The organism is Nocardia pseudovaccinii NBRC 100343 (assembly GCF_001613225.1).
Lineage (GTDB): Bacteria > Actinomycetota > Actinomycetes > Mycobacteriales > Mycobacteriaceae > Nocardia > Nocardia pseudovaccinii.
On the sequence record NZ_BDBY01000071.1, the window covers coordinates 16,311 to 32,546 of the forward strand.

15 protein-coding genes are annotated in these 16,236 nt (G+C 66.4%); 4 read left to right on the top strand and 11 right to left on the bottom strand.

Features of this window, described 5'->3' with window-relative positions; translation table 11 throughout:
* Positions 1–82: 82 nt before the first annotated feature.
* Both NP3_RS08140 and NP3_RS08145 read left to right on the top strand, forming a co-directional pair.
* Entirely contained in the window at positions 83–1,138 is a 1,056-nt protein-coding gene (locus NP3_RS08140; protein ID WP_218024826.1) for a zinc-dependent alcohol dehydrogenase, read from the top strand.
* A gap of 118 nt (positions 1,139–1,256) precedes the next feature.
* Positions 1,257–2,783, top strand: coding sequence for a carboxylesterase/lipase family protein (locus NP3_RS08145; RefSeq protein ID WP_063039345.1), 1,527 nt, complete (start codon positions 1,257–1,259; stop codon positions 2,781–2,783).
* 234 nt (positions 2,784–3,017) lie between these two features.
* On the opposite strand, the gene NP3_RS08150 is transcribed toward NP3_RS08145, so the two are convergent.
* The 8 genes from NP3_RS08150 to NP3_RS08185 all read right to left on the bottom strand — a co-directional run bounded on the left by NP3_RS08150 (position 3,018) and on the right by NP3_RS08185 (position 10,639).
* Positions 3,018–3,737 carry a hypothetical protein gene (locus NP3_RS08150; protein WP_063039347.1) on the bottom strand — a complete coding sequence of 240 codons (720 nt, stop codon included), beginning with the start codon at positions 3,735–3,737 and terminating at the stop codon, positions 3,018–3,020.
* A gap of 27 nt (positions 3,738–3,764) precedes the next feature.
* On the bottom strand, positions 3,765–4,268 hold the full coding sequence (locus NP3_RS08155) for a hypothetical protein (protein ID WP_063039349.1): 504 nt from the start codon (positions 4,266–4,268) through the stop codon (positions 3,765–3,767).
* A gap of 351 nt (positions 4,269–4,619) precedes the next feature.
* The gene (locus NP3_RS08160) at positions 4,620–5,282 is read right to left on the bottom strand and encodes a PaaI family thioesterase (protein ID WP_063039351.1); all 663 of its coding nucleotides are present in this window, start codon (positions 5,280–5,282) and stop codon (positions 4,620–4,622) included.
* 50 nt (positions 5,283–5,332) lie between these two features.
* Positions 5,333–5,698 (bottom strand): hypothetical protein, encoded by a 366-nt coding sequence (locus NP3_RS08165; RefSeq protein WP_063039352.1) that lies wholly within the window; start codon positions 5,696–5,698, stop codon positions 5,333–5,335.
* The gene (locus tag NP3_RS08170) at positions 5,695–6,447 is read right to left on the bottom strand and encodes an ABC transporter ATP-binding protein (protein WP_063039354.1); all 753 of its coding nucleotides are present in this window, start codon (positions 6,445–6,447) and stop codon (positions 5,695–5,697) included. The genes NP3_RS08165 and NP3_RS08170 overlap by 4 nt, the downstream gene beginning before the upstream one ends.
* Positions 6,444–7,157 carry an ABC transporter ATP-binding protein gene (locus NP3_RS08175; RefSeq protein ID WP_063039356.1) on the bottom strand — a complete coding sequence of 238 codons (714 nt, stop codon included), beginning with the start codon at positions 7,155–7,157 and terminating at the stop codon, positions 6,444–6,446. Before NP3_RS08175 ends, NP3_RS08170 begins: the two co-directional genes overlap by 4 nt.
* Entirely contained in the window at positions 7,135–9,252 is a 2,118-nt protein-coding gene (locus NP3_RS08180; RefSeq protein ID WP_063039358.1) for a branched-chain amino acid ABC transporter permease, read from the bottom strand. Before NP3_RS08180 ends, NP3_RS08175 begins: the two co-directional genes overlap by 23 nt.
* Before the next feature lie 16 nt (positions 9,253–9,268).
* Positions 9,269–10,639 carry an ABC transporter substrate-binding protein gene (locus NP3_RS08185; protein ID WP_063039360.1) on the bottom strand — a complete coding sequence of 457 codons (1,371 nt, stop codon included), beginning with the start codon at positions 10,637–10,639 and terminating at the stop codon, positions 9,269–9,271.
* A 270-nt stretch (positions 10,640–10,909) separates the two neighbouring features.
* Here NP3_RS08185 and NP3_RS08190 point away from each other — a divergent pair, with 270 nt between their 5' ends.
* Together NP3_RS08190 and NP3_RS08195 are read left to right on the top strand one after the other, a co-directional pair.
* Positions 10,910–12,091: an amidohydrolase family protein gene (locus tag NP3_RS08190; protein WP_063039447.1), complete on the top strand. Its 1,182-nt coding sequence runs from the start codon at positions 10,910–10,912 to the stop codon at positions 12,089–12,091.
* A 73-nt stretch (positions 12,092–12,164) separates the two neighbouring features.
* The gene (locus tag NP3_RS08195) at positions 12,165–13,592 is read left to right on the top strand and encodes a FadD3 family acyl-CoA ligase (protein ID WP_063039362.1); all 1,428 of its coding nucleotides are present in this window, start codon (positions 12,165–12,167) and stop codon (positions 13,590–13,592) included.
* A gap of 2 nt (positions 13,593–13,594) precedes the next feature.
* On the opposite strand, the gene NP3_RS08200 is transcribed toward NP3_RS08195, so the two are convergent.
* From NP3_RS08200 to mftC, 3 genes are read right to left on the bottom strand one after another with little or no spacing between them, the layout of a single operon-like run.
* Positions 13,595–14,455: an LLM class flavin-dependent oxidoreductase gene (locus NP3_RS08200; RefSeq protein WP_063039364.1), complete on the bottom strand. Its 861-nt coding sequence runs from the start codon at positions 14,453–14,455 to the stop codon at positions 13,595–13,597.
* Positions 14,452–15,270, bottom strand: coding sequence for a mycofactocin-coupled SDR family oxidoreductase (locus NP3_RS08205; RefSeq protein ID WP_063039365.1), 819 nt, complete (start codon positions 15,268–15,270; stop codon positions 14,452–14,454). The genes NP3_RS08200 and NP3_RS08205 overlap by 4 nt, the downstream gene beginning before the upstream one ends.
* Complete coding sequence (gene mftC / locus NP3_RS08210) at positions 15,267–16,196, bottom strand: mycofactocin radical SAM maturase (protein ID WP_084508324.1); 930 nt, start codon at positions 16,194–16,196, stop codon at positions 15,267–15,269. The genes NP3_RS08205 and mftC overlap by 4 nt, the downstream gene beginning before the upstream one ends.
* Positions 16,197–16,236: the final 40 nt, after the last annotated feature.

The following is a 16,236-nucleotide window of genomic DNA, read 5'->3' on the forward strand; positions in this document are numbered from 1 at the left end:
AGGGCATCGTTGATGCCAACGAAGTCGTCGGCCCCGCCCCGAGCCGACGGTGAACCCAGAGAGGACGGCCAGCATGGCAACGATGAAGTCGGTTCAGACCAGCACACCCGGCGCGATCACAGTGGTCGAGGAGCAGCGCCCGACGCCGGGCCCGGGCGATGTGCTGGTGCGGGTCCGGGCGTGTGGAATCTGTGGCACCGACGCGACCTTCGTGCACATGGGCGGTATGCCGAAGGTGCTCGGGCCGCAGGTCAAGGCCGAGGCCCTGACGCCGGACCAGATGCGTCCGGTGGTGCTCGGCCACGAACCGGCAGGCGAGATCGTCGAGGTCGGCGCCGATGTCACCGGACTGCGGGTCGGTGATCACGTCGTGGTCAATCCGCAGGCCGCCCCGTCGGGCATCATCGGTTGCGGCGGACCGCTGGGCGGTATGAGTGAATATCTGCTCATCGAGAATGCCGAGGTCGGATCCAGCGTCGCCGTCGTGCCGGATTCGGTGCCCTTCGCCGTGGCCGCGCTCAACGAGCCGATGGCCGTATCGCGGCACGCGGTGAACCGCTCCGAGGCGAAGCCGGGTGATAAGGCGATCGTCTTCGGTGCGGGCCCGATCGGGCTCGGTGCGGTGATCTGGCTGAAGCTGCGCGGCGTCGAGCACGTCGTCGTCGCCGATGTGATCGCCTCGCGGCTCGACACCGCCCTCGCGGTCGGCGCGGACGCGGTCATCGACTCCGCCACCGAGGACGTCGCCGCCCGTCTCGGTGAACTGCATGGTTACGGGAGCAATGCGCTCGGCGCACCGCGCCCCGACACCGACATCTACATCGATGCGGCCGGAGTAGCCGCCGTCGTCAATACCGCCCTCGCCAACGGCAAGTGGGGTGCCAAGCTGGTAACCGTCGCCGTGCACAAGCGGCCCGAACCGATCGACCTGGGCGCCATCCTGCGCAACGAGATGACCATCATCGGTTCTCAGGGCTACCCCTCCGAGATCTTCGAGGTCACCCCCGAGATCGCCGAGCACGCCGACCGCTTCGCCCAGCTCATCAGTCACCAGGTTCCCTTCGCCGATGTGCAGAAGGCGTTCGAATTGGCCCTCACCCCCGGCGCGGCGGAAAAAGTGGTCGTCACCTACGAATGAGCTGCAGCCTGCTTCCGCTCGCCGGGATCGGCGCTGGCGAGCCAGGTCAAGCTGAAATAGCATTCTCTGAAATTAGAGAACCATTCTCATACCTAGCTCCGACCGACAAGGACTGTGCATGACCGAAGTTACGGCGCGCCCAGAGCCCACCCTCCGCACCACCGCAGGTGCGGTCCGTGGGCGACGAGAGAACGGATTGGTCGTATTCCGCGGGATTCCCTTCGCGCAGCCACCGATCGGTGCCGCGCGCTTCGCGGCACCGCGGCCGGTCGCCGAGTGGGACGGCGTGCGTGATGCCTTCGAGTTCGGACCGCCGCCGCCGCAGGAGACCTCGTTCGGCAACCGCTCCGGCGGTGCCGTCCTGCCGAAGGGCGACGACTGGCTCACCGTGAACGTCTGGACACCCGATCCCGACCCGGCTGCCCGTCGGCCGGTGCTGGTGTGGATCTACGGCGGCGCGTACAAGCTCGGTTTCTCCGGCAGTCCCGGCTACGACGCGCAACATATCGCGCGCGACGGCGACCTTGTGGTCGTCACGCTCAACTACCGGCTCGGTATCGAGGGTTTCGCGCGCATCGACGGCGCACCGGCCAACCGCGGTCTGCTCGACCAGGTCGCCGCCCTCGACTGGGTGCGCGAGAACATCACCGCATTCGGCGGGGATCCCGATCAGGTCACCGTCTGCGGGGAATCCGCCGGTGCCGGGTCCATCGCGGCGCTACTGGCCATGCCGAGCGCGGTCGGGCTGTTCCGGCGCGCGATCCTGCAAAGCCTGCCGGGCACGTTCTTCTCCGACGAGCTCGCCACCGATATCGCGAGCGCCATCGCCGCACAAATCGATCTGCGGCCGACCGTGGCGGACCTGTCAGGTGTGGATCCATGGCAGTTGACCGACGCGGGAGCCGCGGTCGGCGCATCGATGCGGCAGTACGAGCGATGGGGCGCGGTGGCACACACCATTACCGCGTTCTCGCCCGTGGTCGACGGTGATGTACTGCCGAAGGCACCGTGGCAAGCGCTCGCGGAAGGCTCCGCGCGCGATGTCACGGTAGTCGTCGGGCACAACCGGGACGAATTCCGGCTGTTCCTCGCGCTCGGCGGGCAACTCGGCACGATCGCTGACGCGCAGGCGACGCACGCGCTGCAGGTGTTCGGCCCCGGATCCGACGGTGCGCAGACGTACCGCACGGCATTTCCGTCCGCCGGACCGGATGAACTGTTCGAACTGGTTCAGACGGACTGGCTGTTCCGGATGCCCGCACTGCACTTGGCCGAAGCACAGGCAGCAGGCGGTGGGCGCGCCCACCTGTACGAGCTGACCTGGCCCGCGCCCGGCAACGGCGGCGCCCTCGGCGCCTGCCACGGCCTCGACGGACCACTGTTGTTCGCCGCCTTCGGCGCCCAACTCGGCCCGCTGCTCCTCGGCCCGGAACCGTCGGCCGAGGCCCGGGAACTGTCGGCTTATATGCGTGCGCGCTGGAGCGAGTTCGTCAGGACCGGCGAACCGGGCTGGGCCGCTTACGATCCGGAGCAGCGCCTGACTCATATCCTCGATACGAAACCTTCGGTCGTCGCCTACCCCGAGGAGACCTCTCGCGGTCTGTGGCGCGACCACGTCTTCTCGGCGCTGCCACTGCTCGGTTAGTGCGCGCTCGGTGCGGAGCTCGCGGCGGGACAGCTCTCGCGGCGGGACCGCACCGACGATGGCCGAGCAGATCAACCGGCCCAGACCTCAGCCGAGAGTCTTTGTCGAGCGGGCTCTTTCGCCGGTATCCGTAGCACAGCCGACCCGGCGATCGGACCAGCTGCACTACGAAACCAGCGGGGCGATCACCGGAGCGCAGCCGGTGATCGCCCCGCTGGGGCAACTGCGTGAGGGTTACGAATGGGCCGGAGCCGCAGGCGCTTCGGTGCCGTGCTGAGCCTGCAATTGGTTGTACTTCTGCGTTCCGGCGGCAAGACCGACCGGGATAGCCAGGGCGAGACCGCCGACCGTAGCTCCGAAGCCACCCACCGCGACCGCACCGATCAGGCAGGTCGCCGCGAGCGCGGGGACCGTCAGCACGCCCGCCGACACCAGCGTCATCAGAGTGCCGCCCGTTGCCATGCCGAACGGACAGCCCACTACCGCACCGAGCACCGAACCCACCGCGGAACCCACCGCGAAGGCGGCGCCCATATGCGGGTTCGCAGCCTCGACAGCCTGATTGAAGTTCGACATCGGGTCACCCGCCACCGGCGCCGCGGCTGCGGTGATCGGAAGCGCCGCCGCTGTGGTGCTCGAGTCGGCGGCAGCCGGTGCCGAGCTGGCATCGTCCTGGATCGGAGATCCGGCAACCGTCCGGCCCGTAGCGTCACGGACGTCGAATTGGCCCTGCTGCATGACTACAGTACCGAAAGGCGTGCTGAGCACCGACTTTCCGATGGCGAGGTCGTCGCTGAAATGCACGCCGGGCGCAACGTCGGTGGTGACGGATTGATTCTGCTTGGCGTCGACGGCAACTGCGGTATCCGCGTCGGCGCGCGCGGTACCGGCGGCGATCGCGACCGCTGCCGCGGTCAGGGTGGTGACGGCCATGCCACGAGTCTTGAGGTTCATTGTTATCTCTCTCCTGGGTCGGGTGAGCTATTGGGCCGAATCGGGATTCGGGACCTCTTCGGCGATCAGCCCCTTGGAATGCAGCGAGTTGTATTGCTGGCCAAAGGCATTGCTCATCGCGGGCGAGCCGGTGACGATGCTGCCGACGGTGCCACCCAGGAAGCCGAGGGTGCTCGCACCGATGATGCAGCCGCCGACGATCCCTACGGGTGTCAATACGGCCGTCGGGAGCGTGAGGGCACCGCCGGTCACCGCACCCAACGGGCACCCGACGACCACACCGATCGTCGTCCCGACCACCCGGCCTGCCGTGGAATCGTTGGCGAAGGCGCCAGTGATCGCGGTGAACGCATTCAGGTATTCCTGCCCGGGATCTGCGGGCCCCGCACTGGGCTGCTGCTGGGAACTATCGACCGCGACCGAGGACGCGGTCACGGCCTGATCCGCCTCGGCCGTCGCGGTTCCGGCACAAATCGTGCTGGCCACGATCGCAACGGCCGCCCATCCGGCCGCCTTGGGTATCTGATGCATGTTGCTGCCTCACTGATATTGGAGCTGAAGAAGAGCGAGAATCACGATCTCATAGAACGAGAATGCTGATACCACTAAGGGCGCAGCCGAGAAATAGAAAGACATCATGCCCATATGCAAGAACGGCATGGCCATGGACCGCGTAGGCGCCGACGGTTGACGCGCGCCGTCTGCGACGGTTCACGCTATTGCCCCTCACCGGTCTTCTTCTGGAGAACGGCCGCCGCGGCGCGGTTCCACATCTTCACGATAACTAACTTCTTCCTTGCGCGAATCTCTCTCTCCATTGAGAGAATGTCATTCTTACAAGGGATGCGGGCAGTTAGAGGTGCTTTTGCGAATATTTGGCGACTACTGCTGTCCGGGCAGCAAGGTGAGGAACAGCGCGTGCGCCTCGGCGCACAGTCGGTCGCCGTCGTGCAGGGTCGCGACCAAGAAGATCTTGCGCCCCTCCTGCCGCTCGACACTGGCGCGAATGGTCAGCTCTGTGTCGAGCGGGGTGATTGACCGGTAGTCGACGGTCAGTGAAGCGGTGCGGATCGCCGCCCCCGAATAGGCGACCCCGCTCATGCCGAGCACGGTGTCGAAGGCGAGCGCGATATGACCGCCGTGCACCGCCGTATTGCCGCCGAGATGGAAGCGGCGAAAGGTAATACGAGCCGACACGCCGTCGCGGTCGGAGCGGTCGACGACGAACGGCGGCAGGGTGATGTTGCCGTTCGCGGGCAGGTCGGATCGAACCCAAGTGGGCACCGACCACTCGTCGACCAGGACCGTGTCCAACAGGCCGTTGAGCTCCTTCAGCGTGGTGATCGTCTCGAGCGCAACATCATCGGAGGGGCTGGCCAGTCGCACACGGTCCATCAGGCCGCGAATCTGTTCGATGAACTCCCCGTAGTGCGGACCGCCACGGGAGATGTCGGGCGCGCGATCCAGCGACGGAGACCGTGCCGGCCGAAACCCACCTTCGTGGTGCTCTTCGGTGGGTAACGGCTCGAACTGGCTCTCATTCATGAGAATTACATTATCGCCCGGCGCTGCCGCACTACGGACCGCCGCCCGCCTTACGGGATGGCGGCACCGTCGTGGGTGATCGCCTTTCCGTTCAACTGGTCGCCCAGCTGCGCGAGATCGTAGGACTGCCTGGCCAGCCAGAAGCGCAGGAAGCCGGTCAGCGAATAGCGCAGGAACAGCGCGGATCCCACCACGCTCGCGGCCACCCCGCCGAGTGCGAGGGTTATCGCATCACGTTGTGCCAGTGGGTCTTTGGTGCCATGCGACATGAAGTACGCCACCACCGCCACCAGTAGGCCGAGCACCATGAGGGTCACTCCGGTGCGCAGCCACAGCACGGCACGGCCGGCCGCGGGATCGGGAATCTTGGCTTCGTTGAGTTCGCGGACGAAGCGGTCCGCGCGTGTTTCGGTCATTCGGAGCTTCCTAGGTAGAGGGCCGCCAGTTCGTCGCGGATGCTGTCGGGGTGGCCTTGTTTTTCGATGCGACCGCGCACGAGCACGGCCGCGTGGTCGGCGATATCCAGTACCGCCGCGGCGAACTGCTCGACGACCAGGACCGCCACGCCCTGGCGGGCGATTTCGGCGACCTGCTCGTAGAGCTGACCGACCACCAGCGGCGCCAACCCCATGGACAGCTCGTCGAGCATGAGCACCGCCGGATCGGTGGCCAGGCCGCGGGCCAGGGCGAGCATCTGCTGTTCGCCGCCGGACATGGTCCCCGCCGTCTGATCGGCCCGCTTCCCGAGAATCGGGAAGCGGGTGAAGGCGATCTCCTGGATCTCCTCGCGGGAGCGACCCGTGAAGGTCATCATCAGCAGGTTGTCGCGGACCGACAGATTGGGGAATACGCCGCGTCCCTCCGGGATCAGGCACACCCCGGCCCTGGCCAGGTCGCGTGGGTCGGCACCGGTCATATCGCGCCCGCCCAACCGCAGTTGGCCGGACGCGACCGAATGCACACCGGCGGCGACCTGCAGTGTGGTGGTCTTGCCCGCGCCGTTCGGCCCGAGCAACGCGACCACCTGACCACCGACGACGCTCAGATCGATGCCGTGCAGCACCGTGATGGCGTCATAGGCCGCGCGGACCTCGCGCAGTTCCAATAGCGGGTCGGCGACGAGATCCGCTGTCGGCGTGACTGTTTCGATACTGTCCACGGTCATGCCGCCCCCAGATATGCCGCGAGCACGGTTTCGTCGCGCCGGATCACCTCGGGTGGGCCCGAGGCGATGACCTTGCCGAGGTCGAGTACATAGACCTCGTCACAGACATTCATGACCAACCCCATATCGTGTTCGACCAGCAGCACCGCCGTCCCGTCGGCGGCCAGCGAACGCAGTAGCGCCGCGAATCGTTCGGTCTCGCTGTGGTCCTGACCGGCCGCGGGTTCATCGAGCAGGATGAGCTCGGGCCGCGCGGCGAGTGCCCGGCCCACCTCGATCAACCGGCCGGTCCCCGTCGGTAGCGCGTCGGCACTGCTGTCGGCGACTTCGCGCAGGTCCAACCGTTCGATGATCTCGTCGACGACCCGTGCGGCATGCCGACGCTGTGGCCCGAGTTCCGCGGCGACCAGCAGATTGTCGCGAACGCTCAAGCGTCCGAACAGTTCCAGCCGCTGGAAGGTGCGAGCCATCCCGAGCCGGGCGCGGCGGCCGGTACCGAGCCGGGTGACATCGCGCCCGTTGATCAGCACGCGCCCCGAGGCCGGTTTGCGCAGACCGCAGATCACGTCGAAGAACGTGCTCTTTCCCGCACCGTTCGGACCGATCAATCCGGTGACATGACCGGCTTCGGCCACCAACCCCGCGCCGTCGAGCGCGCGGTGGCCGCCGAAGACGACGCTCACATCCTCAACTTGCAGCAGCGGTGGCACGGCTCAACACCTCCTCGTCCTGGGTACGCCATGGCCGCCGAATCCCCCACCATTCGACCGGTAGTTCGGGTTCGGCGGGTACGCGCTGTCGCGCGATCCAGACGCGGGCACCGATGACGACGAGCACCAGTCCGAAGAACAAATGCCAGCCGGTGATCGCATCAGCCAGTCGGAGCACCCACAGCAGCACCGAGACGACCAGCAGCACCGGCATCACCACACGATCGCGGAGCATCGGCAGCCATTCCTCCCGCATGGTGGCAATCGCTCCCTGGCCGAGCATGCCGCCAGCGAAGGCGATACCGCCCAGCGACGGCAGCACCTGGGACAGATTCAACAGCGACGGCCAGAGCACCGGAATCACCAGCAGCGGACCGGCGTAGGCCGCGCCGGTGAAGAAGCCGCTGCCGACCGCGCCGAGTCCGGCGATCACCACGATCAGGAAGATCGGCAACCCGGAAACCAGGTTGAAATGATCGGAGGTGACAGCCCGCAATTGCATGCCGTACAGCGCACCGCCGAGTCCGGCGATGGCCGCCGAGAGGGCGAACACCAGCACCTTCGCCATCAGCAGATTGCCGCCGAGGGTCGCGTACGCGGCCTCGCTGTCGCGCATCGCGATCAATCGCCGCCCGAACCGGCTGCGCCGCAGCATCGCTATCGCGAAGCCCGCCGCCGCCAGGCATACCGCCGCGAAGACGGTCACCTGGGCGGTGCTGTCGAAGTGCAGGCCGAACAGGTGCGGCCCGACCAGACTCACCGAGCCCTGTTCGAAGAAGTTGATCTTCATGCCGAATATGTGCACGGTCGGCAAGGTGAATACCCACCGGTCGAGCACGACCGCGAACGCCACCGTCGCCAGTGCCAGATAGACCCCGGACAGCCGGAGCGCGGGCAGTGCGATCACCGCACCCACCGCACCCGCGACCGCCATTGCCAGCAGCAATGCCCACCACTGCCCATCCGCGCCGTACTGGGCATAGACGATCGCCCCGACTCCGGCGATGCTGAGCTGACACAGCGAGATCTGCCCCGCGTATCCGGCCAGCGGTACGAACGACAACCCGATCACACCGAAGGCGAAGATCTGCCCGTAGGTGATCAGATCGGCCTCGCCGAGGACGGTGGCCAGCACGACGCCCAGCGCCACGACCACCGCCGCGAAGGCGGCCGATCCCGAAACCGTCGGTAGCGGCACCGGACTGAGGCGCCGATCCCGGCCGCGCAGCCGTCCGTGCGGGAACAGCAGCAGCGCGATGAACAACAGCAGCGCGGGTGCGGCCAGCCGCAGTCCCGGCAGATATTCGTTCTGCGGCAGATAGCCGGTGAGGTAACTCTCCAGACAGCCGACCACGATCGCGCCGAGGAAGGTCATCGGCAGGCTGCGCAACCGGCCGAAGATCGCCGCAGTGTAGGCGCTGACGATCAGCAGCGACAACTGTGGCGCGTCGAGCGCGACGGTCGGCGCCACCAGGATGCCGCCGATCGCCGCCAACTCGATGCCCAGAATCCACGCGACTCGGTTCGCCCGCCGCGGGTCGGCGCCGGTCAGACCCACCAGCGCACGATCGTCGACCGTGGCCCGCATCTCCGCACCGGTCCTGGTGCGGTACAGCAGGATCCGCAGGCCGACGGCAACCGCGATCGCGACCACCATCGTCAATGCCTGATGCCAGGTGATGGTGATGACGCCGAAGTGCATCGGCCGCTGTTCGGCGAAGAACTTCGGCAGGGTGCGGGCCGTGTTGGGGTCCCACACCCATTGGGCGAGCAGGATCAGACCACTCAGCAGGGCAATGGTCATCACCAACTTCTCCGCATCGCCGAGGCCTTGGGTAGGGGCCAACGCCCACGCGAAGAACAAGCCGAACAGCGGCGCGAATACCAGCAGCACCGCGGCGATCGCCAACGGCGCGGGCACGCCCCAGCCGATGTTCAACTGCCAGTACACGAATGCCGACATCATGCCTGCCGCCCCGTGCGCGAAATTGAATACGCCGGTGGTGGTGTAGGTGAGCACCAGGCCGCTACCGATGATCGCGTAGATCGCCGCGGTGCTCAGCCCGACGATGCCGAAGGCGAGGAATTGCTCCATTTGCCGAACGACTCCGCTACTTCAAATCGCTCATGCTGAGCCCGACATCGGCGAGGGTCATGGCCTTGCCGTAGTCGTTCTTGTACACGTACGCGTCCATATCGCAGCGGTATGGACCGGTATCGGGTTTGAAACCGGTGGCCTGCTGCCAGCCCTGCGGGGTCGCCTGCACGATGTTGTAGCACTTCGGCAGCGCTCCGGTCGGCCGCAGATCCACCGGTGCCTGCAGGCCGCCCGCGGTCCACGCCGTCTCCTTGCTGGCGGCGTCGTACACGCATTTGCGGGTCAACTGATCACCGCAGCTCCCAGCCGATTTGGCGAAAAGCAGCCACTCGGAGAACGCACGCAGCGCCGGATAGGTGACATCCTTACCGGGGGCGTACTTGGCGAACAGGTCCTTCACCAGCTTGACATCCGGCACCGTCGCGGACGCCTCGAGCGGCGCGATGCCACTGAGATCGGCGAAATTGTTCTGCGCCGCAAGGGATTTGCCCGCCAGCTCCAGGAACTGCCCGTTGTAGGCGTTGCTGTTGGCGTCGATCCAGTCCAGCTTGTAGTCCATCCCGGTCAGCACATCCTCGAGCTTGGCCAGGCTGCGGAAATCGCCGAGGAAGATCAGCCCCTTGACGCCCTTGCTCTTGATCGACTGCGCATACGGCGTCCAGTCCGCGACGCCGGTGGCCGGATAGAGCTCGTTGTACACCACCGAGGCGTTCATCGCGCTCAGCGATTCCTGGAATTTGGGCACCATCGCCTTGGTCACCGGCGAATCGCCGGTGATGATGCCGACCGCACCGGCCGAGGCCGGGTAGGTCGTCAGCAGCCACTGGTGGTACGCGGTGTAGATGTCGTAGGGGCGAGAGGCCGACGCGCCGCCGCCGACCTGTAGGTCGGATCCGGAGTTCTTCACGTCGACGACCTGCGCCGGAAACTCCGGCAGCAAGCACTTCAACCGATCCTCGACGCCGAGCGAATCCAGTGCGGCGCCGCCACCGACCAGCGCGAAGTCCTCGCGGCAGGCCTCGATCATGCGCTGGCGGACTTGCATGAGCTTCGCATCGCGCACGGTGGCCACCAGCTTGCGCCCGCCGACACCGCCGGCGGCATTGCACCAGGAGGTGAAAACATTTGCCGCATCGACGAATTCGGTGTTCTTGGTGAAACCGACGTCACTGAAGACCCCGACCTTGATCTCGCCCGCGGTGACACCCTGCGCGGACGAACTCGACGGCTTACCGGCCTGGCAGACATTCTTCAGATCACCGAAGTCGCCCGACGCAGTCGAGCTGGTGGTGTTGGTGCCCTCGACTTCCTCACCACCACGACTACAGCCGGCCGCCAGCAGCGCGGCTGCCAGCAGAGCAACGAGTATTCGCTGCGATTTCACGTTTCCTCCTCTATGGGACGCCGCCACGATCGGTCGAGGCCCGCGTCCCTGTTCTTCATCGAGCGGCGCCCCTACCGGATCTGGTGCTCTCGCCGTCGGGAAAGCAGCTTTCCATATCAGGAGAATCAACACGGTCGATTTGGGAAATGTGATCTGCATCTAACTTCGATGACAGCTCGACCGAGCCCACCCCGCGACAACCCGCCAGCACGCGATTGCCACCAGGCAGGAATGAGAATAGGATTCTCACAAATAGTGAAGGAGGATCTCATGTCGGCCCAAACCTTGCCGTATCCGCTGTTCGACGCGGACAACCACATGTACGAGACCAAGGAAGCACTGACCCGCCACCTGCCCAAGCGGTACGAGGGCATCATCCAGTACGTCGAGGTCAACGGCCGGACCAAGATCGCGGTGCGGGGGCAGATCAGCCAGTACATCCCCAACCCCACCTTCTCGGTGGTCGCGCGTCCCGGTGCCATGGAGGATTACTTCAAGAACGGCAACCCGGAGGGCAAGAGCCGCCGCGAGATCTTCGGCGAGCCGATGAAGGCCATCGATGCCTTCCGTGAGCCCGGACCGCGCCTGGCGCTCATGGACGAGCTGAAGGTCGACCGGAGCTTGATGTTCCCCACCCTGGCCAGCCTGGTGGAGGAGCGCCTGCGCGACGATCCGGAAGCCATCCACGCCATCGTCCATTCGCTGAACCAGTGGATGCTCGAGACCTGGTCGTTCAATTACCAGGACCGGATCTTCGCGGTTCCGGTCATCACCCTGCCGATCATCGAGGAGGCGATCAAGGAGCTGGAGTGGGTCGTCGAGCACGGCGCCAAGGCGATCCTGATCCGCCCCGCTCCGGTGCCGGGCTTCCGCGGCCCGCGCTCGTTCGCGCTGCCGGAATTCGATCCGTTCTGGAAGCGGGTCGTCGAGCTCGGCGTCGCCGTGACCATGCACACCTCCGACAGCGGCTACGCGCGCTACACCCAGGAATGGGACGGCGCCAATGCCGAGATGCTGCCGTTCGTCACCAATGCCTTCAGCATGGTCAACGAATGGCGACCGGTGGAGGACGCCGTGACCTCGCTGCTGTGCCACGGTGCGCTGCTGCGGCATCCGGAGCTGAAGGTCGCCATCATCGAGAGCGGCGCCGCCTGGCTGGGCCCGCTCATGAACAAACTGTCCGAAACCTTCAAGAAGGCGCCCGAAGGCTTCGGCATGCAGAACCCGATCGAGACCATCAAAAACCAGATCTTCGTCAGCCCCTTCTACGAGGAGGGCGTGAGCGACCTGATCGACCTCATCGGCGTGGATCGGGTGCTGTTCGGATCCGACTACCCGCACCCCGAGGGCCTGGCCCAGCCGACCCACTTCGCCGATATGCTCACCCATCTGCCGGTCGAGGATCAGGCCAAGATCATGGGCGGCAACCTGGCGGGTCTGCTCGGCGTATGAGTGGTCAGGCCCGGAGGCGGCAGCGACGCGTAACCACGCAGGGCCCCACTCATGCGCCGAGTAGGCACAGCGTATGACCTGGGAGACCATCCCGCAGATGGTCATGAGTGCGGCCGACCGCTTCGGCGCCGCCGAAGCGGTCGTGGACGGACCATTGCGGATCAGCTTCACCGAACTCGCGCAACGGGTCCGCCGGGCCGCGGGCGCCTTCGCGAACGCCGGAGTCGAATCCGGTGACCGCGTGGCGATCTGGGCGCCCAATTCGGCCGAGTGGATCATCGCGGCGTTCGGATTGCTGACCGCGGGCGGGGTGCTCGTCCCGGTCAACACCCGGTTCAGGGCCGAGGAGGCCGACGATATCGTGCGCCGCAGCAGTGCGAAACTGCTGCTGGTGCAGCAGGGCTTCCTCGGCGTGGACTACGCGGGTCCGGACGGCGTGCCGGTGATCGACCTGAAGTCGGACTTCCTGTCCAGCGGTACGCCGTTCGAACGGCAGGTGCGTGGCACGGATATCGCGGACATCATCTATACCTCGGGCACAACCGGAAAGCCCAAGGGCGCCATGATGAATCATCTGCAGACCCTGCGGCTGTATTCGGAATGGTGCGAGCTGGCCGATCTGCGGGAGGGCGATCGCTATCTGATCGTCAATCCGTTCTTCCACACCTTCGGATACAAGGCCGGGATCATCGCGTCGCTCATCCGCGGCGCGACGATCCTCCCGGTCCCGGTCTTCGATGTCGATCGGGTGCTCGAGTTGGTCGAGCGCGAGCGGGTGACGATGCTGCCCGGTCCGCCGACCCTTTATCACTCGCTACTGGAGGCCAAGGACCGTTACGAACTGTCGTCGCTGCGGACGGCGGTCACCGGGGCCGCCGATATTCCGGTCGAACTGATCCGCCGGGTGCACGAGGAGTTGCCGTTCCGATCGATCATGACCGGATACGGGCTCACCGAGGCGGGCACCGCGACGGCGTCACGGCCCGGCGACACCTTCGAGCAGATCGCGACCACCGTCGGAACCGCCTGCGACGGCATCGAAGTGCGCATCGCCGATGACGGCGAGGTGCTCGTCCGCGGGTACTCCGTCATGCAGGGCTACCTCGACGATCCCGAGGCGACCGCCGCGGCCGTCGACCCCGAGGGCTGGCTGCACACCGGTGACCTCGGCAGCCTGGATTCCGACGGACGGCTGCGGATCATGGGCCGCAAGAAGGACATGTTCATCGTCGGCGGCTTCAATGCCTATCCGGCCGAGATCGAAGGCGTTCTCCTCGAGCATCCGGCCGTCGCGCAGGTGGCGGTGGTCGGCGTTCCCGACGAGCGGCTCGGGCAAGTCGGCAAGGCGTTCGTGGTAGCCACCGGACCGATCTCCGAACAAGAACTGATCGGCTGGGCCAAGACCCGCATGGCGGGTTACAAGGTCCCGCGTTTCGCGGATTTCCGGGAAGCGCTGCCGTTGAACGCCACCGGGAAGGTGATGAAGGATCAGCTGCGGTAGGCCTACCGCAGGTTCCCGATCACCTTCGCGCCGAATTCGGCCAATGTCTCCGGTGCGGCGAAATCGGTGAACCACACGTAGAACCGCTCGACGCCGCGCTCGACGAGGTCGCCGAAATGCGCGACGAGTTGCGCGGCGTCACCGACGACAAGGCCGTCACCGAGCTGACCGAATCGCCGAGTGCTGCGCGCGTGCACCTCCGCGGCATCCCGGCCGTGGCCGACGAAACCGACCATCTGCTGCACGGATACCCGCGCCGACCCGATCTCGGGTCGCAGTTCGGTGAGCCGGTTCAGTTGCGGCGCAGGCAGGTTCCACCAGGTGGCATAGCCACGCACCAATTCCAGCAGGGGTGCGCTCGTGCCGCCGATGACAATCGGAATCGGTGTACTCGGCGCCGGTACCTGCACCGGCCCCTCGGTATTCGGTGCGCCCCAATACTGGTGCAGCAGTTCCAGACTGCGCCGCAGCCGATCCCGTCGCGCGGCCGCCCGGTCCCGGGTGATGTCGAATCCCACCAGCTCGTGCGGTACCGAACCGGCGCCGAGGCCGAGCTCGAATCTGCCGCCCGATGCCTCCTGCAGCGTCACCGCTTCCTTGGCGAGTATCGCCGGATGCCGGAACGAGTCGCACAACACCAGATGTCCGATCCGCAGCCGCTCGGTTCGCGCGGCCACCCATGCGGCCACCGTCATCGCCTCCCAGAGCGGCAATTGTTCGGCACCGGGCGCGACCAGATGATCGATGAACGCGATGCCGTCGAAACCGCTGGCCTCGGCCACGCGGGCCCGTTCCACGATGTCGTCCACGCGCAATTTGATCTGCGGCAAGAACAGAAACCACTCGGGCGTCGGATTGTTCACAGTGCCAGGCCACCGTCGACGGCGACTGTCGCACCGGTCATCGCGCTGCTGTCCGGCCCGGCCAGAAACGCCAGCACGCTGGCGATCTCACCCGGATCGAGCAACCGTCCGATCGGCTGTTGGCCCGCGAATCCCGTAACGTCGGGCAGCCGGTAGAGGCGCGCGATCTCGGCAAGCAGCGCGGTATCGGCGGAGCCGGGACTCACCGCGTTCGCGGTTACCCCGGTACCGCCGAGCTCCGCGCCCAGTGCCCGAATCAGCCCTGTCACACCGGCTTTCGCCGCACAGTAGACGGCCAGCTGCGGCAGCCCCTTCGTCGCGGCGGCCGAGGCGACGGCCAGGAACCGCCCCGATCGCGGCGCGGGCCGGGCCAGCAGCGCCGGAACCGCCGCCCGCGCCAGATTCACGACCCCGCCCAGGCAGACATCCAGGACCGCGCGCTCCTGCTCGATCGGCATCTCCCACAACGGAACTCCACCGGCGATTACCCCGGCCGCCGCGACCACCGCATCCAGCCCGCCCCAAGTACCGACCGCCTCGGCCACCGCGGCCTGCAGTGCGGACGGATCGCGCACGTCCGCGATATACGGTCGCACCGCACCGACCCGGTTCACCCGGCTGCTCGCCTCGGTCGCCACCGCGACAAGTTCCTGTTTACTCCCCATCGGATAGGGCAGCGCGGGATCATCGCTCGCCAGATCCACCGCGAGTACCGACCAGCCCCGAGACGCCAATTCCAGCACGGTCGCGGCCCCGATCCCCCGCGCGGCGCCGGTGACCAGGGCGACCCGCCGATGCTCCGAACGCGAGGTCACGCCGACCTCCGAACCGCTGCATACTCGGCAACCGCTCGACGCCGATGCCCCGACGACAGTTGGGTGAACAGTTCCGAGTTTCGCCGGATGGGTTCGAATCCGCCTGCGGCACGGATGTTTCCGGCGCGGAAGCGGTCGTGGCCCGCGAACGGACAGGCGAAGACGTTGCCGACCGGGTCGATCAGGCACCCCACCCGCGAATCTCCGGTCAGCACATCGTGCTCGCGTAGCCAGGCGTCGATCACCCACTGCTGATCCGCCGTCGGGTGCAGTTCGTCCCAGCCATGGCCCGACGGCAGCAACCGGGTCAGCCGCAGCCGAGCGCCGAACATATCGGCAATCGCCTCGAGTGCGTCCAGACTGCCGACGTTATGTCTGGTCGCCGCGACGGACAGCTCGAATCCATAGACGCCCGACGACGCGAGCAACTCCATCGCGCGCACCGCCGCCCGGTATGCCCCGGTGCCGCGCACCGCGTCGTTGACCGCCTCGGTCGCGCCGTCGAGGCAGATCCGCACGTCGATATCGCCGTTTCCGGCGATCCGCCGCGCGGCATGGGGAGTGATCCGAATTCCATTGGTGGAGAACTTCACTCCGATGTGCTTGGCGGTGGAGTAGTCGACCAGTTCCCAGAAGTCCGGGCGTACGGTCGGCTCGCCGCCGCCGACATCGACGCGGCAAATCCGCATCCGCTCGAATTCATCGATCAGGGCCTTGCATTCGGCGGTGCTCAGCTCGCGCGGATCGCGTCCGCGAGTGCCGGACGAGCAGTGGATGCAGGACAGATCGCAGGCGTGGGTCAACTCCCAGGTCAGGCAGGTCGGGGCGGCGACGGATTCGCTGGCGTTGTCGATCATGGGGACTCCCGCGTCATTGCTTGCGCCACCGAGGTGGGAAATGTTGTTCTCTTCATAGGGTAATGACATTCTGCAATGGAAACAAGGAAGGCGGGCCCCGCCTATTCGG

Coding starts and splice junctions, on each gene's coding strand:
- NP3_RS08140 (WP_218024826.1), top strand. CDS start 83: ATGAAGTCGGTTCAGACCAGCACACCCGGCGCGATCACAGTGGTCGAG.
- NP3_RS08145 (WP_063039345.1), top strand. CDS start 1,257: ATGACCGAAGTTACGGCGCGCCCAGAGCCCACCCTCCGCACCACCGCA.
- NP3_RS08150 (WP_063039347.1), bottom strand. CDS start 3,737: ATGAACCTCAAGACTCGTGGCATGGCCGTCACCACCCTGACCGCGGCA.
- NP3_RS08155 (WP_063039349.1), bottom strand. CDS start 4,268: ATGCATCAGATACCCAAGGCGGCCGGATGGGCGGCCGTTGCGATCGTG.
- NP3_RS08160 (WP_063039351.1), bottom strand. CDS start 5,282: ATGAATGAGAGCCAGTTCGAGCCGTTACCCACCGAAGAGCACCACGAA.
- NP3_RS08165 (WP_063039352.1), bottom strand. CDS start 5,698: ATGACCGAAACACGCGCGGACCGCTTCGTCCGCGAACTCAACGAAGCC.
- NP3_RS08170 (WP_063039354.1), bottom strand. CDS start 6,447: ATGACCGTGGACAGTATCGAAACAGTCACGCCGACAGCGGATCTCGTC.
- NP3_RS08180 (WP_063039358.1), bottom strand. CDS start 9,252: ATGGAGCAATTCCTCGCCTTCGGCATCGTCGGGCTGAGCACCGCGGCG.
- NP3_RS08190 (WP_063039447.1), top strand. CDS start 10,910: ATGTCGGCCCAAACCTTGCCGTATCCGCTGTTCGACGCGGACAACCAC.
- NP3_RS08195 (WP_063039362.1), top strand. CDS start 12,165: ATGACCTGGGAGACCATCCCGCAGATGGTCATGAGTGCGGCCGACCGC.
- mftC (WP_084508324.1), bottom strand. CDS start 16,196: ATGTCATTACCCTATGAAGAGAACAACATTTCCCACCTCGGTGGCGCA.